This window comes from Singulisphaera acidiphila DSM 18658, from assembly GCF_000242455.2.
GTDB classification, from domain to species: Bacteria; Planctomycetota; Planctomycetia; order Isosphaerales; family Isosphaeraceae; genus Singulisphaera; species Singulisphaera acidiphila.
This window is the reverse complement of the sequence record NC_019892.1, coordinates 1,560,991-1,587,885: the sequence shown is the minus strand read 5'-3', so window position 1 is coordinate 1,587,885 and position 26,895 is coordinate 1,560,991. Positions and strand designations below refer to the sequence as shown.

Annotated in this window: 13 protein-coding genes; 9 read left to right on the top strand and 4 right to left on the bottom strand. The window is 64.2% G+C overall.

What is annotated here, in order from left to right:
- The first annotated feature begins 191 nt into the window (after window positions 1-191).
- From SINAC_RS06195 to SINAC_RS06175, 5 genes are all read left to right on the top strand, one after another.
- Window positions 192-1,205, top strand: a complete 1,014-nt coding sequence (locus SINAC_RS06195) for a carbon-nitrogen hydrolase family protein (RefSeq protein ID WP_015244826.1) — start codon at window positions 192-194, stop codon at window positions 1,203-1,205.
- Entirely contained in the window at window positions 1,202-3,001 is a 1,800-nt protein-coding gene (locus tag SINAC_RS06190; RefSeq protein ID WP_015244825.1) for a SufS family cysteine desulfurase, read from the top strand. Before SINAC_RS06195 ends, SINAC_RS06190 begins: the two co-directional genes overlap by 4 nt.
- Before the next feature lie 228 nt (window positions 3,002-3,229).
- On the top strand, window positions 3,230-4,297 hold the full coding sequence (locus SINAC_RS06185) for an alkene reductase (RefSeq protein ID WP_015244823.1): 1,068 nt from the start codon (window positions 3,230-3,232) through the stop codon (window positions 4,295-4,297).
- Window positions 4,294-5,403 (top strand): LLM class flavin-dependent oxidoreductase, encoded by a 1,110-nt coding sequence (locus SINAC_RS06180; RefSeq protein WP_015244822.1) that lies wholly within the window; start codon window positions 4,294-4,296, stop codon window positions 5,401-5,403. Before SINAC_RS06185 ends, SINAC_RS06180 begins: the two co-directional genes overlap by 4 nt.
- The gene (locus tag SINAC_RS06175) at window positions 5,400-6,263 is read left to right on the top strand and encodes a uroporphyrinogen-III synthase (protein WP_015244821.1); all 864 of its coding nucleotides are present in this window, start codon (window positions 5,400-5,402) and stop codon (window positions 6,261-6,263) included. The genes SINAC_RS06180 and SINAC_RS06175 overlap by 4 nt, the downstream gene beginning before the upstream one ends.
- 295 nt (window positions 6,264-6,558) lie before the next feature.
- On the opposite strand, the gene SINAC_RS06170 is transcribed toward SINAC_RS06175, so the two are convergent.
- Window positions 6,559-7,683: a heavy metal-binding domain-containing protein gene (locus SINAC_RS06170; RefSeq protein WP_237722457.1), complete on the bottom strand. Its 1,125-nt coding sequence runs from the start codon at window positions 7,681-7,683 to the stop codon at window positions 6,559-6,561.
- A 374-nt stretch (window positions 7,684-8,057) separates the two neighbouring features.
- On the opposite strand from SINAC_RS06170, the gene SINAC_RS06165 reads away from it, so the two are divergent.
- The 3 genes from SINAC_RS06165 (at window position 8,058) to SINAC_RS06155 (ending at window position 12,236) form a co-directional block, all read left to right on the top strand.
- Window positions 8,058-10,370 carry a protein kinase domain-containing protein gene (locus SINAC_RS06165; RefSeq protein ID WP_015244819.1) on the top strand — a complete coding sequence of 771 codons (2,313 nt, stop codon included), beginning with the start codon at window positions 8,058-8,060 and terminating at the stop codon, window positions 10,368-10,370.
- Window positions 10,349-10,762: a secondary thiamine-phosphate synthase enzyme YjbQ gene (locus SINAC_RS06160; RefSeq protein ID WP_015244818.1), complete on the top strand. Its 414-nt coding sequence runs from the start codon at window positions 10,349-10,351 to the stop codon at window positions 10,760-10,762. The genes SINAC_RS06165 and SINAC_RS06160 overlap by 22 nt, the downstream gene beginning before the upstream one ends.
- A 61-nt stretch (window positions 10,763-10,823) precedes the next feature.
- Complete coding sequence (locus tag SINAC_RS06155; RefSeq protein WP_015244817.1) at window positions 10,824-12,236, top strand: DUF1501 domain-containing protein; 1,413 nt, start codon at window positions 10,824-10,826, stop codon at window positions 12,234-12,236.
- A 31-nt stretch (window positions 12,237-12,267) separates the two neighbouring features.
- Here SINAC_RS06155 and SINAC_RS06150 read toward each other — a convergent pair whose 3' ends face one another.
- From SINAC_RS06150 to SINAC_RS06130, 3 genes are all read right to left on the bottom strand, one after another.
- Window positions 12,268-14,157, bottom strand: coding sequence for an ABC transporter ATP-binding protein (locus SINAC_RS06150; protein WP_237722458.1), 1,890 nt, complete (start codon window positions 14,155-14,157; stop codon window positions 12,268-12,270).
- Between the two features lie 1,318 nt (window positions 14,158-15,475).
- Window positions 15,476-24,400, bottom strand: coding sequence for a GH36-type glycosyl hydrolase domain-containing protein (locus tag SINAC_RS06140; protein ID WP_015244814.1), 8,925 nt, complete (start codon window positions 24,398-24,400; stop codon window positions 15,476-15,478).
- Between the two features lie 752 nt (window positions 24,401-25,152).
- Window positions 25,153-25,335: a Flp family type IVb pilin gene (locus SINAC_RS06130; protein WP_015244812.1), complete on the bottom strand. Its 183-nt coding sequence runs from the start codon at window positions 25,333-25,335 to the stop codon at window positions 25,153-25,155.
- A gap of 515 nt (window positions 25,336-25,850) precedes the next feature.
- On the opposite strand from SINAC_RS06130, the gene SINAC_RS06125 reads away from it, so the two are divergent.
- Complete coding sequence (locus SINAC_RS06125; RefSeq protein ID WP_015244811.1) at window positions 25,851-26,879, top strand: hypothetical protein; 1,029 nt, start codon at window positions 25,851-25,853, stop codon at window positions 26,877-26,879.
- Window positions 26,880-26,895 lie beyond the last annotated feature (16 nt).

The following is a 26,895-nucleotide window of genomic DNA, read 5'->3' as shown; positions in this document are numbered from 1 at the left end:
CCTTACAGCCTGCCTGATCCGGCAGGACGACAGAATGCCGACCAGGGCATACGGCAAAAGAGCCACCGAAGCCGCCGGTTTTCGCCTTCCGCCGCGAGGCCTCGATTGAGGAAGATAAAGGACTCGGAGCGGCGTCCTCAACGTAAAGGTCTCCCAAAGCGGCAAAACCAAGGGAAGCGAACAGACCCCAAATGGCAATCGTTCGAGCCGCCGTCGTCCAGGCGGCCTCCGTCGCCTTCGACCGCGACCGATCACTGGAACGGGTCCGCTTACTCGCAACCGAGGCGGCCGGTCTCGGTGCTCAGCTCATCGTTTTCCCCGAAGCGTTCGTCTCCGGCTACCCGCGTGGGCTGGACTTCGGCAGCCGCATCGGTTCCCGGACCGCCGAAGGCCGCGACCAGTTTCGCCGCTACTGGGAAAGCGCTGTCGACGTTCCAGGGCCGGCCACGGCGGCCCTGGGCGATTCCGCACGGAAAGCCAATGCCCACCTGGTCATCGGCGTCGTGGAGCGAGAAGGGGGGACACTCTATTGCTCAGTCCTCTTCTTCGCCCCGGACGGACGCTTGCTGGGCAAGCATCGCAAGCTCATGCCCACGGCCGCCGAGCGGCTCGTCTGGGGCTTCGGCGACGGCTCGACGATGCCCGTGCTGGATACGTCAATCGGCCGACTCGGGGCGGCGATCTGCTGGGAAAATTATATGCCCCTGTTGCGGATGCACCTGTACTCCCAAGGGGTCCAGCTCTACTGCGCACCGACCGCCGACAACCGAGAGACCTGGCAAGCCACGGCACGACATATCGCCCTGGAAGGCCGCTGCTTCGTCCTCTCGTGTAACCAGTTCGCCCTCCGCTCCGACTACCCGGACGACTATCCGGCCGACCAAGGGGATGACCCACAAACGGTCATGTCACAGGGGGGGAGCTGCATCATCGACCCCTTGGGCCAGGTCCTGGCCGGCCCCCTTTACGATGAGCCCGGCATCCTCACGGCCGACCTGGACCTGGACGAGATCGCACGCGGCAAATTTGACCTCGACGTCGTCGGCCATTACGCCCGGCCCGACATCTTCCGCCTCACCGTCAACACAACCCCAACCCCCTCGGTTGTCGTTGAGACGGGAGGGCCACACACAGAATTGCCAGGGACCCCGTCAGGGCCAACTCCCCGCGCAGTCTCGACCGAGAATGGAGCGAACCCACGATGAGCCTTGCCCCCACCCGGCCGAACCCACGCAACGCAAGTCGAACCGACGCGCGGGGGGCAACGAACCTCGCCCGCGTCCGCAGCCTCTTCCCCGCGCTCGGCCAAGAGATTCACGGCAAGCCGCTGATCTACCTGGATAACGCCGCGAGCACGCAGAAGCCACGCCCGGTGATTGATGCAATCGTCCAGTACTACGAGGCCGACAACGCGAACGTCCACCGGGGCGCCCATGCCCTGAGCGACCGCGCCACCGCAGCCTACGAGCGGGCCCGCGAAACGACGCGCCGATTCCTCAACGCCCGCCGGGCCGAGGAGATCATCTTCGTCCGTGGGACTACCGAAGCGGCCAACCTCCTGGCCCAGACGTTCGGCCGCCAGAACGTCGGTCAGGGTGACGAGGTGCTGATCACCGAGTTGGAGCACCATGCCAACTTCGTCCCCTGGCAGCAGCTCTGCCTGGAGAAAGGCGCGCGGCTGCGAGCCTTGCCGATCAACGAGCGGGGTGAGCTCCAACTCGAGGCGCTCGACGCGATGCTCACGCCCCGGACCAAGCTCGTGGCCGTCGCCCATGTTTCCAACGCCTTGGGGACGGTCAACCCGGTCAAGGCGGTGGTCGAGGCAGCTCACCGGCGGGGCATCCCCGTGTTCATTGATGGTGCCCAGGGGCTGCCTCACGCCGGCGTCGACGTCCAGGAACTGGGCTGCGACTTCTATGCCTTCTCCGGGCACAAGATTTACGGGCCGATGGGCGTCGGAGTACTCTACGGCCGGCTCGGCCTGCTGGAGTCGATGCCCCCTTGGCAGTTCGGCGGCGACATGGTCCACACCGTCGGCTTCGACCGGACCACCTTCGGCGACCCGCCCTACCGATTCGAGGCCGGCACGCCGAACGTGGCCGGAGCGGTCGGGCTGGCGGCGGCCCTCGAGTTCCTCGAAAGCGTCGGGCGAGACCGGATCGCCGACCACGAGGCGCAGCTCCTGGGCCTGGCCGTTCAACGGCTCAACGAGATTCCCGGTGTCCGAATCGTGGGCGAGCCTGCGCAACGGGCCGGAGTCGTCTCGTTCGTGGTGGATCAGCCGCCGATGTCGGCCCTCGACGTGGGGACGCGGCTCGACGCCGAGGGCATCGCCGTCCGGGCGGGGAATCACTGTTGCCAGCCCTTGATGGGACGGCTCGGAGTCGCCGGCACCGTCCGTGCCTCATTCGCTTTGTACAACACAACCGACGAGGTGGAACAGTTCGCCGCCGCGTTGCGGTCCGTCGTCGGCGTGCCACCAGCCACCCGAAGCGACTCCGGACGCTCGCCAGGGCAAGACGACACCGAGCCTGAGGCGATCTACCCCGGTCCCACCGCACGAACCATCGAGCAAACTGCGGAAGCCATGCTAGACGAGCTCGACAGCCTCGACGGCTGGGGGGAACGGTACGAGTTCCTGATCGAGCTGGGCCGGCGGACCGCCCCCTTGCCCGAGACGCTACGAACCGAAGACAACCGGGTCCGCGGCTGCCAGAGCACCGTCTACGTCGCCGCACGTGCCAGGCCAGGCACGAAGGACGTGATCGAGTTCCTGGTCGACAGCAATAGCGAAGTCGTCCGAGGTCTGCTCGCCGTGCTCCAAGAGCTTTTCTCCGGACACAGGGCAGGGGAGGTGCTCGCGTTCGACCTGGCTTCATTCCTGGCGCGCGGGGGCCTGGAATCGAACCTGACGACCGGGCGACGCAATGGGCTGGCCGAGACAATCAAGCGACTCCGAGCCATTGCCGCGGCGATCGAGACCGACGGGGTCGCGGAGTAAGCGCCCGCTCGACGGATCGGCCAGAGCATAAGCAACCGTCGAAGGCCGGAGTTGCCTTGGGGACGGCGTCCCCCTAGGATGTTCTCGGTTCGATCGTCATCGAAAAGGACGGAGCAATCGGGAACGCCTCGAGATCATAAAAGGTCGGCTCGATCCCCTGGTACGTGATTCGCTGCATAAGCATCGGAACGACCTCGATCGGCACACCCTTGCGATGAGGGTTTTTCGATGCCTGGATTATTCGATCCCATCACCGTCGGCGACTTGCAGCTTCCGAACCGGATCTTCATGGCGCCTTTGACTCGCTCCCGCGCCTACGGCGATGAGCGAGTGCCCAACGAACTCATGGTCGAGTACTACGCCCAGCGCGCCTCGGCAGGGCTCATTCTGTCCGAGGCGACCGCGATCACGCCGATGGGGGTCGGCTACCCCGACACCCCCGGCATCTGGTCCCAGGAGCAGGTCGAGGGCTGGAAAAAGGTCACCCAGGCCGTTCACGCCCGAGGCGGTCACATCTTCCTCCAGCTCTGGCACGTCGGACGGATCTCGCACCCGGTCTATCTGAACGGCGAACTCCCGGTCGCCCCGAGCGCGATCCGGCCGGACGGATCCTTGACCCGGCTCCGCCCCCCAAGTCCCTACGAGACGCCCCGCGCCTTGGAGACGAACGAGATCCCCGGAATCATCGACGCCTATCGCAAAGGGGCGGCCAATGCCCAGGCCGCCGGGTTCGACGGGGTTGAGATTCATGGTGCCAACGGCTATCTGCCGGATCAGTTCCTTCAAGACAGCACCAATCACCGGACGGACACCTACGGCGGCTCGGTCGGCAACCGCGCCCGGTTCTTGCTACAGGTGACGGATGCCGCCATCGGCGTCTGGGGACGCCATCGGGTGGGCGTGCACCTCTCGCCAAGAGGCGACTCCCACTCCATGGGCGATTCGGACCGGGCGGCGACCTTCGGTCACGTCGCGCGCGAACTCGGCCAGCGCCAGATCGCGTTTCTCTGTGTCCGCGAAGCCCTCGGGCCCGACCGCCTTGGCCCTCGCTTGAAAAAGGCGTTCGGCGGCGTATACATCGCCAACGAGCGGTTCACGAAAGAGACGGCCGAACACCTAATCGAGAGCGAGGAGGCCGACGCCGTCGCCTTTGGCGTGCAATTCCTCGCCAACCCCGACCTCCCGCGCCGGTTCAAGTTGGGCCTTCCGCTCAACGAGCCGGACCCGTCGACGTTCTATACCCCCGGCCCGAAGGGGTATACCGACTACCCAGCACTCGCAGAGGTCTTGGCATGAGTCAGCGTCTGGCATCCACACCCCTCTCCGTCCTTGACCTCGCCCCGATCGTGCAAGGGGGGACGGCCAGCGACGCCTTCCGGAACACGCTGGACCTGGCCCGCCATGCGGAGGAGTGGGATTACAAACGCTACTGGGTGGCCGAGCACCACAACATCTCAGGCATCGCCAGCGCGGCGACGGCGGTCGTGATCGGCTACATCGCCGGTGGAACGACTCGGATCCGCGTCGGTGCCGGCGGTATCATGCTGCCGAACCACGCCCCGCTGATCATCGCCGAACAGTTCGGCACCCTCGAGTCACTCTACCAATGCCGGATCGACCTGGGCCTGGGCCGTGCCCCAGGGGGGGACCAGCGAACCGCCCAGGCCTTGCGCCGAAAGCTGGGGAGTAGCGGCGACACGTTCCCACAAGACCTGATGGAGTTGCTGTCCTACTTCCGCGCCGCGGTCCCCGGCCAAGCGGTCCGGGCGGTTCCCGGTGAGGGGCTCAACGTGCCGATCTGGCTGCTCGGCTCGAGCGACTTCAGCGCCCGCCTGGCCGCCGAGCTCGGCCTGCCCTTCGCCTTCGCCTCCCACTTCGCCCCCGACTACCTGTTCGCGGCCCTCGACCTCTACCGCACCCATTTCAAGCCGTCCGAATGGCTCGATAAGCCACACGTGATGATCGGTGTGAACCTGTTCGCGGCCGAGACGGACAAAGAGGCCCACCGCCTGTTCACCTCACTCCAGCAGGCGTTCCTCAACCTGATCCGCGGCCACCCGGGCCCACTGCCGCCGCCGGTCGATCGGATGGACGGCCATTGGAATCCCGCCGAACGGCCGCACGTCGATCGGATGACACGGGTCTCCGTTGTCGGCTCACCCGCAACCGTGCAGCGAGGGCTGGAGTCTCTGATCGACGCAACGGGCGCGGATGAACTGATGCTGACCGGCCAGATCTTCGACCACCAGGCGCGGCTGCGCTCGTTCCAGATCGCCGCGGACGCCCGCAAAGCGGCGAGTTCCGAGCAGCCAACCGAGCCCGACCTTCCGGGTCAACCTGCGGACCCACTTCACCCCCAAGCTCCGAGCCCCGAATCGATCCGAGGATCACTGCCGCGATGAGTTCTGCCGCTTCCTCCGCCTTCGACGGCCTTCGCGTCGTCACCTTCGAGAGCCGCCAGGCCGGGCCGATGGCCGAGTTGATCACCCGCCAAGGGGGCGTGCCCATCGCGGCACCCGCCCTCCGCGAGGTGCCGATCGGCGACAACCCCGCAGTCTTCGAATTCGCCAACCGGCTGATCGCCGGCGACTTCGACATGGTCATCTTCCTGACCGGCGTCGGCACCCGCTTCCTCGCCCAGGCCATCGAGACTCAGATTCCCCGCGAAACCTGGACAGGGGCTCTGGCCCGGGCAAAGATCGTCATCCGCGGTCCCAAGCCGCTCGTTGCGCTCCGCGAGTTGAAGGTGCGGATCGACCTCCAGGCCCCCGAGCCGAACACCTGGCGCGAGTTACTCGCCGCCCTCGACGCGAACCTGCCAGTCACCGGCTTGCGGGTCGCCGTTCAGGAGTACGGCAAAGCAAACTCCGAGCTGATCGAAGGGCTCGAACAGCGAGGCGCAACCGTCACCCGGGTGCCGGTCTATCGCTGGGCGCTCCCTGAGAACACCGAGCCACTGCGCGAGGCAATCGAGGCAATCGCAACCGGCCGGATCGGCGCGGTCCTGTTCACCTCGGCCCAGCAAGTCGTCCATATGCTCGAGGTCGCCGCCGCGATGGGACGAGAGACCGAACTCCGCACGGCGTTAACGGACCGGACCGTGGTCGGCTCAATTGGCCCAACCACAACCGAGACGATCCGCGAGTTGGGCCTCACCGTCGACCTCGAACCGGAACACCCGAAAATGGGGCCCCTCGTCGCCACCGTCGCCACGCGCTGGCGGGAGGTGGGCAAGCCGCGACCTGATTCGGACCTCGTCTGAGAGACGACTTACGGACCGTACAAGCGATTGCTAAACTCAACGGCGTCTCAAGCGAAGAAGTTGGTGGGCGGTGACCACCCGACACACCCTTCGGCCTCTCGACTCAATCAAAAATCCGTCGCACGACACGGCTTGGCCGGCCGTGCGACTCTTCTCAGCTAGACTCATATCCCGATCCATTTCAGAATAAATGTCTGCAAATCATCTCCGATGCTATGGTGGCCGGGCAAAATCACATGTACGGCCCCTTGCAGCATAACCCATACGCAAACTTTGCTCACGGATTCAACAACGATCACTTCCGCTCAAGCTCGCGGTTACGCATTCCCTGCATCTGGGGCGCAAGGTCAAAAAATGTGTCGCGGTCGCGGATGATCGCTTGAGGGAGCAGCTGTTCGGTCTGGGTCCGGACGCCGGAATGCTTGCGGATGGCGGTCCCGATGGCCATGACTTCGACCAGGCCGCCACCCAGTTCATAGATGAAGACCTTGATCCCGATGACCCCGTCGGCCTTGAGTTCCTCAGCCTCGGCGCGGATGTGCTCGAGGCAATTCTCGCGTGCGTCATAAATCAGTTGCGTCACCTCGCTGATCTCGCCGCGACCGAACGATTGAAAGAATGCCGAGAGACCGCCGAGAAGGCCCAACGAGTAGACCGACGTACCGAGAACCAGGCGGAGTGGTGCATAGCCCATCTGGGTCAGGTTCCAGAGCTCCTCGCCAGTCAACTCCGAAGTCACCGGACGCTTCGGCTGGCCCAACACGGGGTTGTACGAGCCGGTGCCGACGAGCAGCATCTCTCGCACTCCGACGCCGAACGGGAGGATCCGCGTGATGATGTCGACCACGGCGTTGCAGCCACGCTCGGCGGCTTCGTTCTCGAGCCGCTCGAGCGCGAGGTGCCTTGTGTGGTTATACATATCCGAAAACTCTTTGATCTCGCCACGGCGTGCGATCATCTTGAGGCTGCCGGTGATTCCCCGGCCCACACCCAAGGCATACGCCACGTTCCCGATGACGAAGTGTCTCGGCTCGTAGCCCGAGTCGAGCTGGCAGTAGAGGTCTTGCCCCGAGCAAGCCGTGGAGAAGAAAGGCCCCGAATAGTCATCGCCGTGGATCGCCGATCCGATCGCCAAGAACTCGATCATGTTGCCGACGGGCTTGAGCTCCGAGGCCACGCCGGTCAAGCCGTGGGCGCCATGCTGGGTGGCCTCGTTCTCGAGCCGGCCGATCGCCGCATGCCGGCCGTCGGCGATGAGTTGGGTCACGCTGACAACCTCGCCGCCGGCCAGCGTCTTGAGACTGCTCGTGATCCCACGGACCAAGCCCAGCGAGTAGACGCTATTGCCCACGACGATGTTGCCCGGACTCCAACCTTTGCGCGTCAGGCAGAAGATTTCATTGCCCGACAAACCACTCATGAGCATGGCCAACCCCCGGTAAGCAACGCGTCAACTCGAAGCGCCACGGGATGACGACCCAAAGCGCATCCGTTTCCAGTGTTTCGCTCATTGCGCCATTTTCTTCAATTAACAGGTCGGGACAATATCGCAAGCATCTCCGACAAATTGTCGGCACAAGACAAGTTTTTTTCCGGATCGGCCGAATTCGATCCGGCGGATCGGTGACCTATCGTTGCTTGAGGAGCCAGATAGGGAAGCGGCTCACGCCCGCCCGGTAAGCGACTCCAAAGGGAAGAGGGAACGCCGGTGTTTGCACCAATCCCGATCCGAACGCCCCTCCAAGCCCGGCGGAGCGATTCCGCCGTCCTCTCAGGGGCGAGGGAATTCACCCCATGAATTCGGATTCGGTCGACAACCTGCTCGATTCCCTCTGGCAGGGCCGCCTGGTCGAGCCTGCCCAGCTCAAAGAACTGGCGGTCGGCGATTGTGGGTGGACCGTTTCGACTCCCGCAGTCGCGGCCGACCTGGTCCGACGAGGAGTGCTCACCGCCTTTCAGGCCGCCGAATGCCTGGCGGGACGCGGAGCCGAGTTAGCGGTCGGGCCCTATCGCCTGCTCGAACCCCTGGGGACGGGAGCGCGCGGGCCAGTCTTCCGGGCGCGGCACGAGTCAACAAACCAAGTGGTCGCGATCAAGACCTTTCCTCCCGATCGGCAACCGCGGGCCGACTCAACGGAGGCCCACCGGTTCCACCGCGAAGCGGAGGCCGCGGCACGACTGCACCACCCCCATCTCGTCTCCGTCCTTGATGACGGCACGTCAGGCGGGGTCCACTACCTGGTCATGGAATTGGTGGAGGGGATCGACCTACTCACCTTCCTGGAGTTCCACGGCCCCTTGGAGCCGTTGCAGGCGTGTCGCTATGCCGAGCAGGCGGCACGCGCACTGCAACACACCTACGAGCATCGGCTGGTCCCTTGCGAGATTACCGCGTCCGACTTCATCGTCACGGATCGAGGGGACACGGTCAAACTGTTGGGCACCTGCCGAGGTCGGCTCGGTCCGAGTGCCCGTGGCCTGGGGGAATTCGATCTCGGCTCCTTACTCGAACCGGGCGCAGCGGGACAGGACGAAACGACGCGCGACGCCGAAGCCCTTCGTGAGGACGCCCAGTCGGCCCTCGCTGGCCTCGGTCGCGTGCTCCTGCTCATGGTGTCCGGCCGACGTACCCAAGGCGACGACGAGGCAGAGCATCCGCCCAATGACGAGGAGTTGGCGACACCGCTTCCCGCCAAGCTCGCCCTGATCGTGGGGACGATGATGGCCGACAACCCCGCCCAGCGCTACGCGACCCCCGCTGACTGTGCGGCGGCGCTCGCTCGCTTCGATGCTCACCATACGCCCGCCCACCCCGAACCGACATCCATCACGACATTCAAAGCCCCGAAAACCGGCGGGGCGCTATCACTGGCACATTCCTCGTTGGCCTTCGTCGTGATGATCGGCCTCGGCATGCTCGCCGGCGCGGCCACGACCTGGTTCTCATCCCACGGCCCAACCGCCACGACAACTCAGCGGCCGGTGACCTCGGGCAGCAGTTCCGTGCCTTCGTCTCTCCCGGCCGAGCGACCGGTCGAGAATCCCCCCCTCGAAGATCCCCAATACAGGGCGCTCATGCAGGCCGGAACGGCCAACCTCAACCGGAACGCGATTCCCGAGGCGCTAGTCCGACTCGGCGAGGCCATCCGACTCAGGCCGGACCTCGCGGCCGCCTACACGCGCAGAGCCGAGGCCTCCGCCAGGTGGGAGGCATACCCTGATGTGGTGGCCGACTGCAACCAGGCGATTCGCCTTGCGCCCAGCGATGCCGTCGCCTACCGCCTACGAGGAGCGGCCCTCGCCTACCTGGGTGATGAGGGAGGCGCCATTGCCGACTCCACCAAAGCGATCGAGCTTGATGCCAGGGATGCTCACGCCTTCAATACTCGAGGCGTCGCCCACTTCAACCGCCGGGAGTTCCGTGCCGCGCTCGATGACTTCACCGCAGCCGTGGGGATCGACGAGTCTCTTGCCGGCGCTCTCGGCAACCTCTCCTGGCTCCTCGCAACCGCCCCCGACAGCGGGATCAGAAACGGTTTGTTGGCCATCAAGCACGCCAAGCGAGCCTGCGAACTGACGGCCTGGGAAGACCCCGTTCAGCTCAAAAACCTGGCCGCAGCCCATGCGGAATGTCGCGAATTCGACCAGGCCATCCCATTTCAGAAACTGGCCTTGGCTCGGAGTCGTGGTCTTCCGGGCACCATCGCCGACCAGTATCGATCGTTACTGAAGCTCTATCAGGCCGGACAATCCGCCCCGACCGGAGGTTCCCCACCCGACCCGGAACGCACGACCAGCCCACACCAAGCCCCGCCGCTTCCTGTCCCCGCTCCCGCTTCCTCCGAGATGCGTCGAGGGGTCGAACATCTCCCTGGGCCCTTCCCCACGTTCCGCGATATACCGCGCAGCGCTCCGCTCCCCTTCGTGCCGCTCTACCGATCCGGATTTCTTTTGATTCCGCATATGCCAACGGAAAACCGCCGCCTCGTTTCATTGCAGGCCGACCCGCTGCCCCGCTCACCGATCATCTTCGGCATTCCCAGGCTCTCCCGTTTCCGATTAGACTCTCCGCGAAGGAGATACGCATGTTCCACGCAGAGAGTCTGACCCTGGCCACTCGGGGACGCGGCACTTACGAGATCACCCGGCAGATCCAGCAAGTGGTGGGGAACGCAGCGATCGAACGAGGGCTCTGCACGGTCTTCGTCCACCACACCAGCGCCTCGCTGATCGTCTGTGAGAACGCCGACCCCAGCGTTCGAGTTGACCTGGAGCGGTACTTCGCCCGGTTGGTCCCTGATGGCGACCCCATTTTCGTTCACGTAGACGAAGGGGACGACGACATGCCCGCGCACATCCGGTCGATCCTAACTCAGTCCTCGATCACAATTCCGGTGGCCCGTTCCCGATGCGACCTGGGGACCTGGCAAGGAATCTATCTCTGGGAGCACCGAACCGCACCACACCAGAGACGAATCACGATCTCGGTGGTAGGATAATCGTGTGGGCTCTCTGAAATCTGTCGGACCAACCCAGTGACCGATACGTCCGAGGTCAGCAATGGCTCCAGAAAATCCATGGCACGGCAGTGGGATTCTCCGGCGTGAATTCCTTCAGGTCGGATTCTCGGGCGTCCTTGGAATGGGCCTCCCCGGACTCCTGGCAGGACAAGCGGCGGCCAGTAACAGTAAGCTCGACTCCCGCGCCTCGTCCCGACCACGGGCCAAGTCGGTCATCCTGGTCTTCCTGACCGGCGGGCTCAGCCACATCGACAGCCTCGACATGAAGCCCGACGCTCCCGACGGCATCCGCGGCGAATTCCAACCGATCGAAACCGCAGTCCCGGGGATCCGGATCTGTGAACACCTACCCCGACTCGCGGAACAGGCCGGGAAGTTGGCGATCGTCCGCACGATCTCGCACGGCCAGACGAACCACCTGAACGGCACCCACCAGGTGCTCACAGGCCACTCTCAGCCAGGCGCTTTCTTCGATAAAATCGCCTCACGCGACGACTACCCCTGCTACGCCTCGGCGGTCGACGCCATCCGCCCCCGCAGCGACGGCGTCCCCAGTGGCGTGATGCTCCCTACCTACCTGATGGAGGGCCCGCTGACCTGGCCAGGACAGCACGCCGGGTTCCTGGGGCCGAAGCACGACCCCTGGCAAATCAAGCAAGACCCCAACTCTCGCGACTTTCGCGTCGAGAGCCTGGCGATGCCCTCGGGCTTCGGCGTCGAACGACTCCAGCGACGGCGCGAGCTCTTTGAGGAGATCGCTGCGCAGCGCGATCGGCTCGGGGCGACTTCGTCTTCGTCACCAGCGAAGGATCCATTCGACGCCCAGCGCGAACTGGCCTACTCCTTGATTCTCTCCGGCAAGGTCGCCCGCGCCTTTGAGTTGGAACGCGAAGACCCTCGGATGCGCGACCGTTACGGCCGCCACATGTACGGCCAGTCACTCTTGCTCGCCCGCAGGCTGGTCCAGGCCGGGGTCCCCCTCGTCCAGGTCAACATGGGCCGGGTGCAAACCTGGGACACCCACTCCAATAACTTCAAGACTCTCAAAGAACGGCTGCTTCCCCCCACCGATCGCGGCGTCGCGACGCTCCTCGAAGACCTGGCCACGACCGGCATGCTCGACGAAACACTGGTCGTCGTCGCGGGAGAGTTCGGCAGGACTCCGCGCATCGGCCAGAGCACGGGAAACGCCAACGGACGCGACGGCCGCGACCACTGGGCGAAGGTCTTCTCGGTGGCCCTCGCCGGGGGCGGGGTGCGCGGAGGGCAAGTGATCGGACAGTCAGACAAGATGGGTGCCTACCCCGCAAGCCAGGCCCATTCGCCGGCCGACCTCGCCGCCACCATCTACCAGGCGCTCGGGATCGACCCCGCGACCGAACTCCACGACCGACTCGGCCGCCCCATCAAGCTCTGCGAAGGTGCGCCGATCGCGCGGCTGTTCACTGCCTGATTTTCTTTTTTTTCGCTCGCCCGCTTCTTGTTCAGGCAATCTTCTTGCGGTTCTCCACGCGATCGAAGAGAAGCTCGAGATTCGTGTTGGCCGGCGAGTCCTCCGAGGCGGATTGCACCAGTTCGGCGAACACACCGCCACGGCAGACCAGCTCGTTGTACGCGCCTGTCTCCGCGATCTGACCGTCTTTGAAGACGAGGATCCGGTTGGCGTCGCGGAGGGTGGTCAACCGATGGGCGACAAGGATCACGGTCCGATCGACGCGGGCTGCGGTGATCGCCTGCTGCACGAGGCGCTCGCTGATGTTGTCGAGGGCGGAAGTCCCCTCGTCGAGGATCAGGATCGGGGGGTTCTTCAAGAAGACGCGTGCCAGGGCGAGCCGCTGTCGCTGGCCACCGGAGAGATTCTGGCCGCGCTCTGCAACCAGGGCGTCATAGCCACCGTGCATGGCCATGATCTCGTCATGAAGGCAGGCCAGGTGAGCCGCATCCTCAACCTGCTGGCGGGTGACGTCCTTCTGGCCGTAGGCGATATTCTCGGCGATCGTGCCGGAGAAGACGAACGGGTTCTGCCCGACATAACCGATGAGGTCGCCGATCGCCTCGCGAGAGACCGATTCGAGGGGAATTCCCCCCAGCATGGCTCGACCGGCACTCGGGTGGGTCAAACGCACCATCACCCGCAACCAGGTCGACTTGCCGCCTCCGGAACGCCCGGCCACCCCGATCGTCTCGCCATGGCGAATCGTCATCGAGACCCCGTTGAGGGCCCGCCTCGGCCGGCCGTCAGCCGCGCGGTAATCGACGTGCAGGTCATCGGTGACGAAGACCGGTTCCCCGAGGACGAGTGACGGCTCTCCGGCAGGCGCCGGCTGGAACGAGCGATCGGCTGGCTCCGTGAGGATATCGATCAGGTCACCAACCTTGAGACTGCACTCATGGGCCTCATCCACAAACCGATGGACCTCGTTCAAAGGGGTCATCACGCTGAGAAAAAGGACCGAGAAGGTGAGAATGTCGCCATTCTGAATCTGACCGTTGAGGAAGAGATAGATCGCGAAGGCGATGACGAGCAAGTGAAAGAGCCCTTCGTTCAGCGCCTTGCCGCAACCGAAGAGTGACATCTCGAAGTGATGGCGAATCTCCTTCCCCCGCCGCCGCTCGGCCGTCCGCTCGACACGGAGCACCTCCTGGCGGTGAGTGTTGGCCGCGCGGATGTAGTCGATTCCCGAGAGCTGCTCGACGACCGTCCCATCCATCGCTTCACGAGTGCGGAGGAGGTCGAGCCGGACCCCCTTCTGGGTCATGAGCTGCCAAATCGTGAGCGAAATCGAAATCGGGATGACCCCCGCCATCGCCAGCGCGATGCCGGGCTGCCTGGACAGGGTGGCGGCAATCGCGAACCCCCCCGTCAAGATTGCCGGGATGAAGTCGAGGAAACTCAGGCGGAGAAACCGCACGAAGCCGTCGACGCTCCTCGTGATTCGACCGTGGAGGGCGCCCACCTGTTCGTGCGACAGGGCAGAGAGCTCCACCTTCATCAGGTGAGCAACAAGACGGACACACATATCACGATCGATCCGAGTGCAGGCGTTCTCCACCAAGAAACGGCGGAGCACGTTCAGCCCCTCTCTCATCAGGTAGAAGCCACCAATCAACGCCAGGTAGAACAGGGCGACTCGCGTGACGGCCGCCTTGCCGACGTGTTGATGGATCTGTTGATTGACGGAGTTGACCACCGTTCCCAGGAGCAAAGGGATTGCGGTGCTGGCTGCGCTGCCGAATCCCATGACCAGGACCGCCACCCCCAAGGCCCAGCGATGGCGTACGGAAACCAGCCGCCAAACCTCTCGGCCGCGTGCCGCAATGGTTTGCAATTCAAGCCAGATTCCCTTCAATGGCCTGTCCTCTCGCTGCGCCATATTCGTTCCTTGCAAGGCGAAAAAAAAGAGATGCACGAAGACGCCGGCCACGGCGAAGGGGGGATGTGTCAGGCAGCCGGTGATGTTCGCAAAAGTGGCCGTCTTAAGATAACAAGGAATGGAGAAGGCTAGATGAAAGTGAGAAAAAAATTCGCGATAGAACGAGACGGCCACTACACGATTGCAACCTCCGTGCCACGACCCGTGCGTTCACCTCGAGCACCGGTCCGAGTTCGCGAAAAAATATCGAATGCTTTCATCAAGATGTTACTTTAATCGTGAGCCCATGACTTTTTTGTTGCTTTACGAGCAAACGCCGATACAATTGACGCAACGTGGCAGGAAGCAGGAGGCCACGCCCAAGACCCCGATCGGGGTCGGACAGATGATTGTCCCCGTCGTTCATTGAGCGAAGCAGCCATCCCGGCGAAGTTCGCTCCTACCTTCTCAGTACGGATGGAATGAGTCGACACGCAAATCGGATTGTCGATTTTTTTTCACTTTGCGCGCCGACTCGCCCCGAGGTCATGCGTCTCGCTCGCAAACCTTGCAGGTTTGCCGCACCGTCAACATGACCCACTTTGACGCATTGAGACCGACAAGTGTGCGGAATCATTCGCATTTCGGTCCGATCGAATCCAAATGAGAAGCTTCGATTCCGTCGACAAAACTCGTCCAAATGCCCGTATTTTACCTCGTTTACGGACAGAGTCGCGGCAAACCATCGAATTCGCGAGGATTTCGGGCGAGGGCGAGAGGTGGATCGCTCATGGCGCAGCATTTGCAGAATTGGTGCGGCGAATTACAACCGGTCTATATTCTTGGAAATTGAGGCAAGTTGATGATGAATAGCAAACTTCCCATGACCTCATCGAGGAATTTTGACGTTGCAACTGCATCGCAGGATGTCGCCTTTGAGCACGCAGGAAGCGTGACCGAACTAATGGGACGGGTCACAAAGCCGATCGGTCCGACCTTGGAGACCCTGGAACTCGAAGAAGAAACGTTGGTCATCGACGACCGCTTCGGCCTCAGTCCCTCGCAATTGGTGGAAAGCAAACTTACGAGGAAGCTTCAAGAAACATCCTTGCCGGTCAGCCACCTCCAGACGCGAACTTTGATCCGTCGACGCTAAGATTTTTTATTCCCGGCAAAAGGCCTGCTCACAAAGCAGGCAGTCCATGCCTCTTCACTCGCCCAACTCGGGCCAATCACGTGTTGATCCTGAGGCAGGATGCTCTCCCTCTCCCAGTCGAGCGAGAGATTGATATTGGTGAGGCCCGCAACGCATCGCGGGCCTCACGGCGGCCACTCGATCTCAACCGGGCGGGCGCGACGGATCGCCAAGAACCACGCAGACCTCGTGATCCTGATCGTCGCTGGTGAGCGGAATCCGCCCCGCGTCGATGAGCTTGCCATCGAGCGTCACGCGGAGAACGCCCTTCTCGACCCCTTGCGGGTTGGTGACCTGGATCCGGTACATGGCGGAACCGCGCCGATAGGTGATCGCAAACTGGGGCCAGTGCGCGGGGATGCAAGGGTCGATCACCAGGTGGTCCCCCTGGAGCTGGAAGCCAAGGATGGACTCCAAACCGACCCGGTAGAGCCAGGAGGCCGAGCCGGTGTACCAGGTCCAGCCACCCCGGCCGGTGTGGGGCGGAAGGCCGTAGACGTCGGCCGCAACGACGTAGGGCTCAACCTTGTAACGTGCGACAGCCTCGGGGCTGGCGGCATGATTGATCGGATTGAGCAGGCCGAAGAGTTCGGCCGCGTGGGTACCCCGGCCTTGGAGGGTCGCGGCTAGCACGACCCAGGTGGCCGCGTGGGTGTACTGGCCACCGTTCTCACGGATGCCGGGAACATAGCCTTTGATGTAACCGGGTTCGAGCGTCCCCGTATCGAACGGGGGCGTGAACAGAAGAATGAGACCGTCGTCGCGGCGGACCAGGCGTTCGGCCACTTCTCTCAAGGCCCGTTCGGCCCGCTTCGGGTCGCCTGCGCCCGAGATCAAGGCCCAGGTCTGCGCGATCGAGTCGATCTGGCACTCGTCGTTTTCCGCCGAACCGAGCGGAGTCCCATCATCGAAGTAGGCACGGCGATACCAATCACCGTCCCATGCCTCCTTCTCGATGGCGACGCGGAGCGACTCTGCCTGCTCGCGACAGCGCCTGGCCTGAATCAAGTCGCCACGGGCCTCGGCGAGGGGAGCGAAATGGTGGAAGATTGCGATCAGGAACCAGGCGTCCCAGACACTCTCCCCCTTTCCGCCTGCGCCGACCCGGTTCATGCCATCGTTCCAGTCGCCGGTCCCCATCAACGGGAGTCCGTGCTCTCCAAGCTGCATCCCGCGCTCGAGGGCAAGCAGGCAGTGTTCATAGAGCGTTCCTGACTCGTTCGCAATCGCAGGGACCCCATAGTCCTCTTCCTGGGTAGGGGCGAGGAGATGCCCCTTCAAATACGGCACGCGCTCGTCGAGGACGGACGCATCGCCGGTCGTCTCGACGTAGTGGCTGACCACGAAGGGGAGCCAGAGCAAGTCGTCGGAAAAGCGGGTGCGCACGCCTCGGCCGGCGGGCGGATGCCACCAGTGCTGAACGTCGCCTTCGAGGAACTGGCGCGACGCCGCGCGGAGCAGGTGGGCCCTCGCCTCGTCCGGAGCGCCGTAGACCAGCGCGGCCACATCCTGGAGCTGGTCGCGGAAGCCATAAGCGCCTCCCGACTGGTAGAAGGCCGAGCGAGCCCAGAGGCGGCAGCTCAGGACCTGGTAGAGCAGCCAGCGGTTGAGCACGAGGTCCATGGCGGCGTCAGGCGTCTGGACCTGAACGGCGGTGAGCACCGCATCCCAGCGCGAGCGGACCGCCTCGAAAACGGCGTCCGCCTTGCCCGGCTCACGGACGCGTTGGATCACGGCGCGGGCGGCCTCAAGCGTCTCCGCCTCGCCCAGGAAGAAGAGGATCGCCTTCTCTTCACCGGGAGCCAGCGTGAACTTGGTCTGGAGCGCGGCACAAGGGTCGCTCACCGCTCCCGCACGGCCGGACAACTCGACCCGCCGCAGTGCGGCGGGCGCATCGACCGAGCCGTTCCGCCCGAGGAATTCCAGGCGATCCGCCGTCAGGGTCCGTGGACGCATGCTGACATCGGCGAATGCCACTCTCGAGGCAAAGTCGGCCCGGAACGCGTTCCGAGCCAGAAGCGCTCCGGTCTCCTCATCGATCTCGGTGACGACATGCGAGGCGGCGACGTCTCGCGTGGTTCCCAGCACCCACTCGGCGAAAAAAGTGGCCGAGAGCGACCGAGAGTGATCCCCTGTGTTGCGAACGTTGAGCCGGATCAGCTTGACCGGATCCTCAGGGGCGACGAGGAGAAGCAACTCATGGGCAAGCCCATGGGTCTTCCGCTCGAAAACAGTGTAGCCCTGGCCGTGCCGGACCAGGGTTGCCGCATCCGAGAGGACGGGCAGGGGGGTCGGCGACCAAACCTCTCCGGTCTGCTCGTCCCTGAGGTAGACTGCCTCACCGGGCGAGTCGGAAACCGGGTCGTTGTTCCAAGGCGTGAGCCGGTTCCCCTGGCTGTTGCCCGCCCAGGTGTAGCCCGACCCCGTTTCCGAGACCAGAAACCCGACCGCGGGGTTGGCGACCACGTTGATCCAAGGGGCAGGGGGAAGGACCAACGCCGGGCTCGACTCGGCCACGGGGCGCCCATTGAGGGGAGTTTCCGGTCGAGACTGTGCGTGGACGACCACACAGTATTCTCGGCCTTCGTCACGGAACCCTCCCAGTCCATTCTCAAACTGGAGGTCAGCCGGGTGCGCGAACTCAGGGGTTGCCCACCGTTCCGGCTTCCGGGTCGGAACCAGAGGCTCGGGGGGTGCGGGCAGCCGTTCCACGCGATCGAGCTGACTGGCCAGAGGCCCGCGCTCGCCCACCAGGACGACGCGAGCCGCGGCCTGGAGCAATTGCAAGTCTTCCGCCGGCGCGTGGGCAGCCTTTCTGACGAAGATGCCCCCGGGCTTATCGAGCAAGTCGTGAGCATCACTGGACCGGACCAGGTCGAGCAACTGCTGATTCAGCTCCTCGAAATAGCTGCTGGGCTGCTCGTTGAGCAAGACAAGGTCGGCCACCAGCCCTTTGAGCCGCATGTAGGAGTGCGCGGTGAGAGCCTGGCGAGCCAGGGGCATCTCGCTCCCCTCGGCGATCCGGACCAGGAGGATCGGCAGGTCGCCCGAGATGCCGTAGCGCCAGAGGCCCGGTTGCCCTTGACGGTTCGCGGCCAGAAGCGGGGCAGGCGCACGGAGAGCCGACCCGGCGAAGAGGACGTGCGCCGCGAGCCGCTGAAAGAGATGCGCCTCCTCGGGTGACCAGTTGCGATGGCGGTGCTCGACCTGGCTATGGGCCCAGGCCAGTTCAAACGCACGCGCCGCCGCGTTCGGGTCGTGGTACTGGTCGGCCAGGGCGAGCGCCCCCTCCCTCGTGTCGGCAACGCCCGTGGTGAAGGCGACGGTTGTCGACTCGCCCGGTTCGAGGCGGACCCGCCGCCTCAGGCTCAAAATGGGGTCGAGGACCGGACCGGTCGTGCCGGATAAGGCTACGCCCGGGTCGAGTGCGGCCGGATCGGCCGGCGAGCGGCCCCGGCCAAGGAATCGGGCCCGGTCGGTTTCATACTGGGTCTCGCCGATCGTGTTCCGCTCGACGGCCGAGACGTGCACCGCCCAGATCGGCTGCTGGTCGTGCGACCGAGGCCGCCGTCGGCAGAGCAAGGCCTCCGAGCCGGGCAGCCATTCCGTCTCCAAAAAGAGTTTTCCGAACGCAGGATGGGCCAGGTCGGCCCCGCGCGAGTTGAGGACGACCTCGGCATAGCTCGTGACCTCGAGCTCACGAACCTGGCTATCCCGATTGGTCAGCGTCAGCCGACGAACCTCGGCGAACTGCTCAGGCGAGACCGTGATCTCGAGCAGGCTCTCAATGTCCGCGTCGACCCGGCGGAATGACGCCTTGTCGGAGGAGAAGACGACCTCGTAATCCTTGGTGATCTGACGCACAGGATGGTGGCCGGCCGACCAGAGGAGCCCTCGGCCGACGTCGCGAATGTAGCAGAACTGCCCGAGAGCATCACGTGTGGCGTCTTCACGCCAGCGGGTGACATCCAGGCCGCGACACGAGCTGAAACCCGAACCCGAGTTTGTCACCATCACATGATACTGTGAGTTTGAGAGCAGGTGAGTCCGTGGCGCGGGGGTGTTGGGCGTGGTCAACCGCCGGCTCATCAAGGGAATTCCCTCGCGATTGGATTCCGCCGTGGCCATGGTCGCCTCCGAGGGCCCGGAGATCGGTGCGTCGCGTGGGATCCGTTCCTGGAGCAGGAGTTCGGCCGCGCGGACCATCGGGTCGGCATGGAACCGGCGGGTCATCGGCTCATCCAGCAGCGTATTGGTCAGAGCAACCAGGCTCATCCCCTGGTGATGGGCCATGTACGACCGGACAACCACCGAGCGTTTCCCCTTGGGCAGGCGCTCGGCCGTGTAGTCAACCGCCTCATAGTAGCCGTAGAGTCCCTCGGCCCCTTCTTCCGCCAGGGTGCGGAGGTTCGCCAGGGCCTCGCGGGGGACGATCATCGTGGCGAGTGCCGTCGCGTAAGGCGCAATGACCAGGTCCTGGTCGAGGCCCCGCTTCAGCCCAAGACCCGGTACGCCGAATGATTGGTACTGGTAATCGCCGTCAATATACTGCGCATTGAATGCACTTTCGGAGATGCCCCAGGGGACCCCGGCCTCTCGGCCGTATTCGATCTGCCGGGCCACGGCCGTCCGCGCGGCCTCGGCGACGATCGTACCGGGCAAGGCCTTGATGAGGAGGCGAGGCATGAGGTACTCGAACATCGTCCCCCCCCAGGAGACGAGTCCGACGCGACCCGCGGTGCTGAGGAAGGGGCGGCCGAGTTGGAACCAGTGGCGCCTTGGTGCATCGCCCCGCGCGATCGTCAAGAAACTGGTCAGGCACGACTCCGACGCAAGCAGGTCGTAGCAAGCGCCATCGAGCCGGCCCAGCACGAGATTGCAGCCAATCGAGTACAGGTTTCGCTCGGGCTTGTAGAGCGGCCTGAACTCCATGACGTCGGCCAAGGCCTCGGCCCGAACCGCCAGTTGGCGAATCCGATCGCGCAGCGACAGGGCAGTGCAAGCCCGGACCGCCGCCGCCAAGCCTTGCAGGCCGTCGCTCGCCGGATTGGATGTGGCCAACGCCTCCAACTCCGTGGCAAGAGCCTCGGTCCGATCGGACATCACGGCCACGCTCGCTCGCGCCACGAGCGCTTCGCGCACGGTCTGCCAACGTCGCAGGAGGTCGTCCGACGACCAGGGGACATTCCCCTTCGCTTCCCAGTCGCGCAGCGGGCTCAACCAAGGGGCCAGCGAGGCCAGCTCAGCCCGGCGTTGACGTACCTGCTCGGCGAATCGTCGCGGCCAGGTCTCGAGCAACGATGCTTTCGATGGGGGACCACCTGGCTTGATTCGAGGTTCCGCCGGAAGCGCCAACCCGTCGGGCAGTTCGCTGATCAAGGTCCGGATCCGACCGATCAGGCCGCTCGCCCCCCAGTCGAGCTCGCCTAGCCACTCATCCCAGCCCAGCAGGTCAGTCGGGGGAGCGGCAAGCTGCCGTTCGATCCGCCGGAAGTCGTCCTCGAGCGCCCGGAGCGTCGCCTGCGCAGGGCCACCGGCCGGCGGCCTGATCCCGCGAACGGCTTCGGCGGCCAGGCCGAGCGTGTCGGCCAAACCCACGGCGATCTGCGTGTCCAGGACCGGACTTTCCGCCTTCTCCCTGAGCCCCTGCTTCAAGGCGACGAGGCACCCGAGCAAGTTACCGCTATCCACGGTGGAGATGTAGGCGGGAGGGAGCGGACGGAGCGTCCGCGTATCATACCAGTTGTAGTAATGTCCCCAATGCTTCTCCATCCGATCGAACGTGTCGAGCGTCTTCTCGAGCCGCTCAGCCAAGGTTCCCAGCCCGATGTAGCCCAGGTCGTGAGCGGCCAGGGTCGAAAGCAGGAGGAGCCCTTGGTTCGTCGGCGACGTACGATGGGCGACACGCCCGTCCGGCTCTTCCTGATAATTGTCAGGGGGGAGCCAGTGGTCCTCGTCGCCGACGAACGTCTCGAAGAAGTGCCAGGTCCGCCGCGCGACCCGGCGCAGCTCGCGTCGTTCTTCGGGTTCGAGCGGCGAGTCGGCAACCGGCCGAGGCCGGCTCACCCAGTAGGCGACGCCCGGCGAAAGGAACCAGGCGGTGAGCACCGGCCAGGCCGCCGCGAGGGCCGAGGGATGGACCCAGCCAACCACAATCGCCAGGATCAGGGCCAGGGCTGAGGCCGACCACATGTTCGCGATGAAGTCGCCGAGTCCCGCCCCAAGCCGCCGATCGGTCGAGGCCGCGGTCTCCCAGACGAGGAGATTCCGGCGCGTGAGATAAAGACGCGTCAGCGTCCGTACCATCGCATCGACGGCGACCCTGGCCTGGTCGGCCTGGAACGTGATCGCCATCAGGGCCTGGACCATCGCGGCCGGCATCCGATCGACCCACGACCGCAAGGCCCCCAGCGTCCGCGACCGAACGGTGGTCACGAGGGTCCCGATCAGGAGTTGCACCAAGGGCAGGGCGGGTACGGCCAGAGCGGTCGCCGTCCAGAGCCAGGGGGATCCGGGCAAGACCGTCCAGCCCAGGGCCAGCAAGACCACCGACGCCGGTGCGACCAGGCTCCTCCTCAGGTTGTCGAACAGCTTCCAGCGTTCCAGGGTCGGCAGCGGGTTGGGGCGCTCGCCGTCCGAAGTCGGCACGTGACGGCCCAGCCAGGGGAGCAACTGCCAGTCGCCTCGAATCCAACGATGCTCACGCCTCGCGTACGCGTGGTAACGCGCGGGGAAATCGTCGAACAGCTCGGTGTCGGTAATCAGGCCGCAGCGCGCGTAGTTCCCCTCGATCAGGTCGTGGCTGAGGATCTGGTTCTCCGGGAAGGTTCGCCCGGTGGCCGCCTCAAACGCCTTGACCTCGTAGATCCCCTTTCCCGTGAAGCTGCCCACCCCGAAGAGGTCCATGTAGGTGTCGGAGGCCGCCGAGGAGTACGGGTCGATCCCTCCTGACGCCGCCAGGATCCCGGCGAACCGCGAATGCGTGGCCGCCGTCAGGTGGAAGCTGACGCGCGGCTGCAAGACCCCGTGCCCCTCGACCACGCGGCCCTGGGCCGGGTCGAACCGGGGTCGATTGAGCGGGTGCGCCAGCGTTCCGACCAGCCGACGGGCCCCGTCGCGCGGCAGTTGAGTGTCGGCGTCGAGCGTGATCACAAACCGGATCGGCGGGAGTGTCCCGGGATCACGACTGAGGAGGACATAGCTCGTCTCGCGATCACCAAGCAGGAGCCGGTTGAACTCGGAGAGCTTGCCTCGCTTCCGCTCCCAACCCATCCAGCAATTCTGACTGGGGTTCCAAAGCCGACGGCGATGGAAGAGGAAGAACTTGTCTTCCCCATCCTTGGCGTACCGTTCGTTGAGTGCCTTGACCCGCTCGAGAGCATCGTGGAGGTATCCCTCATCCTCGGGGCGTTGCGCTTCGTGGGCATCGGCGAAATCAGTCAGCAAGGCGAATCGGAGTCGTGGGTCGGGGTTGGCCAGGTGATGGATTTCCAAGCGCTCCAGCAAGGCCTCAGCACTACCCGGCCTCACGAGCATTGAGGGCATCGCGATGAAAGTCGCGCAATCCTCGGGAATCCCCTCCTTGAATTCGAGCTTGGGAAGTACTCGAGGGGGGAAGAGGAGCGTGACGAAGTGGTTGACCAGGCCCACGGCGAGTTCACTCACCGGTAGCAGGAGAACCAGGGCAAGCAGCCCCACCAACCCAGGTTGGGCCGCGATCAGGCGACCGCCGCCGAGGCCCACCAAAGTCCCGATCAGGACGGTGAAGAGGACGGCGATTGCGCCGAAGTAGGTCGTCCGGGGGTGGGCGAGCGACCAATCGAGGAGTCTCTCCCGCCACCTCGGGCGATAGCCGAACTCGCGTTTCAAAAGGTCTTGGCCACGATCGATCAGGTAGTAGCCGACATGGCCACGGCCTCCGGACTCGCCCGCCTCGACGGCTTCGCAAGCCAGGGCCACTGCGCGGCGGGCGACATCGAGTTCGTCGGCCTCCGAGCCTCGGGCAATCTTTTCGACGGTCCTGCGATAGCGGTCGCGCGTGCTGAAATCTTGCAGGGCGTGCATCTCCGCCGGGTCGGTGCGGAGGATGGCCTCGACCGGGCTGATCTGCTCAAAAAAGGTGTTCCAGTCCAGCGCGGAGAGGAGTCGGAGGCTGATCACGCAGTTGCCGACCGAAACCTGGTTCGCAGCCTGCCTGCGGTGCTCGCGACGGAGGACCTCGTTGGCGTCGGCCCCGGCACTCTCGAGCACCTTTTCCAGGCGTTCAAGGGTCCGGATCGCGGGACCGTGGTCGCGGAGCAGTTGCAGTAGGCGGACGACGAACGGGTCGGTGAGGTGTTCGAGGGACGCCTCCTCGGCAAAATGCTCCTCGCCGTCGTTCCCGCCGTGCGCCGAGCGGCCGTCGGCCAGCGACTGCGCCGTCCAGCGCTCAGCTCGGGTCCGCTCGTCCCAGCCCCAGAGCATCTTCGCAGCAAGCCGTCTGAGGTTCTCGATCAGGACCAGGCGGAGCATCGTGGGGAGGGCCCAGAGCTCACCGGTCGTCAAGGGGACGATGCTTTGAAAGGCCTGGACGTAGCGAGTGATCCTCGCCTCGTCGAGTTCGCTGTCGGTATGAACCACCAGCGCCAGGGCCAAGGCATAGACCCGCGGATAGCCGTGCCCCGGTCCTCCCGAAAGCTTGGGCAGTTCCTGGTCATAGCCTTGGGGTAGGTCTTGGCGAATCTCGCGGAGCACGTCCTCGACGATGTGATAGTTATCGGCCAGCCACTCGGCGTCGAGGTCGCGTCCCTCGCGGCGGGGAGCATCGTCGCCGATGATTCGGGTATGGGCCTCGATTAAAGAGCGGGCATTCTCGGCAAACCGGCGGAGGAGGGGACTGTTCTGGCGGCGGTGGGCCTGAATCACACAGGCCGACGCGAGTTGATGGGCGTGGGCCTCGAGCCGTTCCTGTCCGAATATCTCACCACGGATTGGCTCCTGCCCTTGGGGTTCGACCAGTAATTCCGCAAGCGACACCGGCGGGTGAGTCGCCGAAGTCGAGGGAACCTGCTCAACGAAGGTTAGGCTCATCCTGATGGTCTTCTCCCCGAGATCGGTTCATGCCTGAGACATCCGAATTCCCTCGTTGAGAAGAGGGAAATCATCGCGATTCCGGTACGGCCCTTGATCGAGCGTGCCATCCATCGACGTCTCGCGTCAACTCGATGCGAGCCCTCTCCGCGATCGGAGAAGCTGGAGATCCACCTTGGGTCAATCGGAAAGGACTGGCCATCCGCAAGTCGACGGAAGCCAAGGATCGAACCGGTCGCCCCAAGACCGCAAAGGGGCGAAATGCCCTGGACTCGCCAGTATAGAGCAAATCTAATGCCGCCGCGACCCGCTCAATTCCCGAGGGATTGGGTACGACGCTCCGGCGCGATCCAAAGGAGCCAAGGGGAGAAAGGAGGCTTGGGCGTCAATTCGCTGAGTCCAGAACGGGACTCGGCAGAAAACGAGCGCAAGAAAAACCCCCTGGCCGATCGTACGGCCAAGGGGGTGATCGTCAAGATGCCAAGAAATGGCTTGGGACCGGCCATAAGTCTGTGGTGGGCCCTGCCGGCGCGACGGATCAGTTCTTCGTCAACGTTCAATCCCAGGTCGGGACACGACAGCCCCTTGAAGCGAGCGTCGAGGGCCGACGGAAAAACGTGACAGAGGCAAGGCTCAACAGTTCGGGACAAACCCACGGCGGAGCGGCGGAATCGGAACAGCATCCGGATTCCAGGAAGCAATGCGATCGACGAAACGCACGCATCCTCTTTGTTTTGTTTTGTTCAGTTCGATCAGCTGCCGGCGCCCATCGAGCTGTTGACTTTGCTGAAGGTCGAGTTGGCGCTTTGTCCAAGCGTTCCGACAATCGTGATGCAGGCGACGAGAATCAGGGCGAGCATCACCGCGTATTCCACGGCGGTCGGTCCATCTTCGTTCGCCAGAAACCGACAAACCTTTGAAACGATTGCTTGCATCGGAGGAATCCTTTTTAAACGGGGCGGTCACATGCTCAACGTCGGGACATGGGCACCACGAGTGAAGACTAGGTCGTGAAAATCGCACTGACAAAAAATTCGAAAGATTGAAGTTTGAAGAGTTACGCCTTAGTGCTCATTTGTTCCCAGGACTCGTCCAGAATCCGAGCAACCTGAAGCTTCAGGGAACTTGATCCGTCGGTTCAAAACTTCAGCAGCGTGGAGCACGATCAAGTCATCCCGACGATCGCAAGCGAAGCCACCACAGCCAGGCACAGCGTGTCCGGCGAGGTCGCAGAAGAGGTTCGCTCCCCCGCTTCTCGCACCTATCGTGCTCAGGTCCGGCTCGCTATCATGACCCCGTTCGCTCGGCAGCCCATCAAAGTGCGACGCGGGCTCAGGGCGGGTTCTCTCGCCGGGCGCCCGCGTGTTCAGGCTCCCAACGTCCAACCTAAGTTCGCGGCCTGCCGTCGACGACTGTGGGCCATTCACCCGCATTGTGAGGCTGGGTCGTCATGCATCGGCAACCGTCGTTCCTCCTCGCGACCGTCATCGGGGGCCTCTTCGCCATCACGGCAAGCCCCGAGGCCGCCCTGGCAGAGAAGAAAGGAAACGTGACCGTGGAGAAGGTGGAGTACCAGGGCTGGAAGAACAACCTCCGGCTCAGCAACGGCGACGTCGAGTTGATCGTCACGCTCGACATCGGGCCCAGGATCCTCAGCTATCGCCTGGCCGACGGCAAGAACGTCCTCAAGGAATACCCCGACCAGATGGGCCAGTCGGGCGAAGACGAGTGGAAGATCCGAGGGGGGCACCGCCTCTGGTGCGGGCCCGAGGACAACACGCGGACCTACGCGCTCGACAACGGGCCGGTCACCTATGAAGAGGTCGGGCCGGGGGTGGTCAAGGTCCGTCCCAAGGCCGACCCCGTCTACGGAATCCAGAAAGAGATCGAGATCCAGGTCCCCCCGTCGGGGAGTCGCGTGACCTTGATCCACCGGCTCACGAACATCGGCGAGAAAGGGACCGAGTTGGCTCCCTGGTCGATCTCGGTCATGGCCCCGGGAGGAGTCGAGATCATCCCGTTGCCCCCCAAGCATCCGCATCCGGGGAGCCCGAAGAACGCAAAGTCAGCGGCCGATTACGCGGCCGACCAGATCATGGTGATCTGGCCCTACCTCGACTTCCAAGATCCTCGTTGGCGCTTTGGCAGCCAGTTCATCACGCTCCGCCAGGACCCGAAACGAGGGCCCACCAAGCTCGGCCTGGCCCACAAGACCGGAGGCATCGGCTACCTCAACGGGGGCACGCTCTTCGTCAAACGGTTCGACTTCGTCGAAGGCAAGCCCTACCCCGACTCCGGGGTGAACTTCGAGACCTTCACAAACGAAGACATGCTCGAAATTGAGACTCTCGGTCCGATCATCGGACTCGAGCCCGGCAAGACAGTCGAACATACCGAGCGCTGGGAGCTGTTCGCCAACGTGGGTGAGCTCGGCGACGAGGCGGCCATCGAGAAATCGATCGCACCGAAGCTGAAGTAACCGCCAACCCAGGATG

Coding starts and splice junctions, on each gene's coding strand:
- SINAC_RS06195 (WP_015244826.1), top strand. CDS start 192: ATGGCAATCGTTCGAGCCGCCGTCGTCCAGGCGGCCTCCGTCGCCTTC.
- SINAC_RS06190 (WP_015244825.1), top strand. CDS start 1,202: ATGAGCCTTGCCCCCACCCGGCCGAACCCACGCAACGCAAGTCGAACC.
- SINAC_RS06185 (WP_015244823.1), top strand. CDS start 3,230: ATGCCTGGATTATTCGATCCCATCACCGTCGGCGACTTGCAGCTTCCG.
- SINAC_RS06180 (WP_015244822.1), top strand. CDS start 4,294: ATGAGTCAGCGTCTGGCATCCACACCCCTCTCCGTCCTTGACCTCGCC.
- SINAC_RS06175 (WP_015244821.1), top strand. CDS start 5,400: ATGAGTTCTGCCGCTTCCTCCGCCTTCGACGGCCTTCGCGTCGTCACC.
- SINAC_RS06170 (WP_237722457.1), bottom strand. CDS start 7,683: ATGAGTGGTTTGTCGGGCAATGAAATCTTCTGCCTGACGCGCAAAGGT.
- SINAC_RS06165 (WP_015244819.1), top strand. CDS start 8,058: ATGAATTCGGATTCGGTCGACAACCTGCTCGATTCCCTCTGGCAGGGC.
- SINAC_RS06160 (WP_015244818.1), top strand. CDS start 10,349: ATGTTCCACGCAGAGAGTCTGACCCTGGCCACTCGGGGACGCGGCACT.
- SINAC_RS06155 (WP_015244817.1), top strand. CDS start 10,824: ATGGCTCCAGAAAATCCATGGCACGGCAGTGGGATTCTCCGGCGTGAA.
- SINAC_RS06150 (WP_237722458.1), bottom strand. CDS start 14,157: ATGGCGCAGCGAGAGGACAGGCCATTGAAGGGAATCTGGCTTGAATTG.
- SINAC_RS06140 (WP_015244814.1), bottom strand. CDS start 24,400: ATGAGCCTAACCTTCGTTGAGCAGGTTCCCTCGACTTCGGCGACTCAC.
- SINAC_RS06130 (WP_015244812.1), bottom strand. CDS start 25,335: ATGCAAGCAATCGTTTCAAAGGTTTGTCGGTTTCTGGCGAACGAAGAT.
- SINAC_RS06125 (WP_015244811.1), top strand. CDS start 25,851: ATGCATCGGCAACCGTCGTTCCTCCTCGCGACCGTCATCGGGGGCCTC.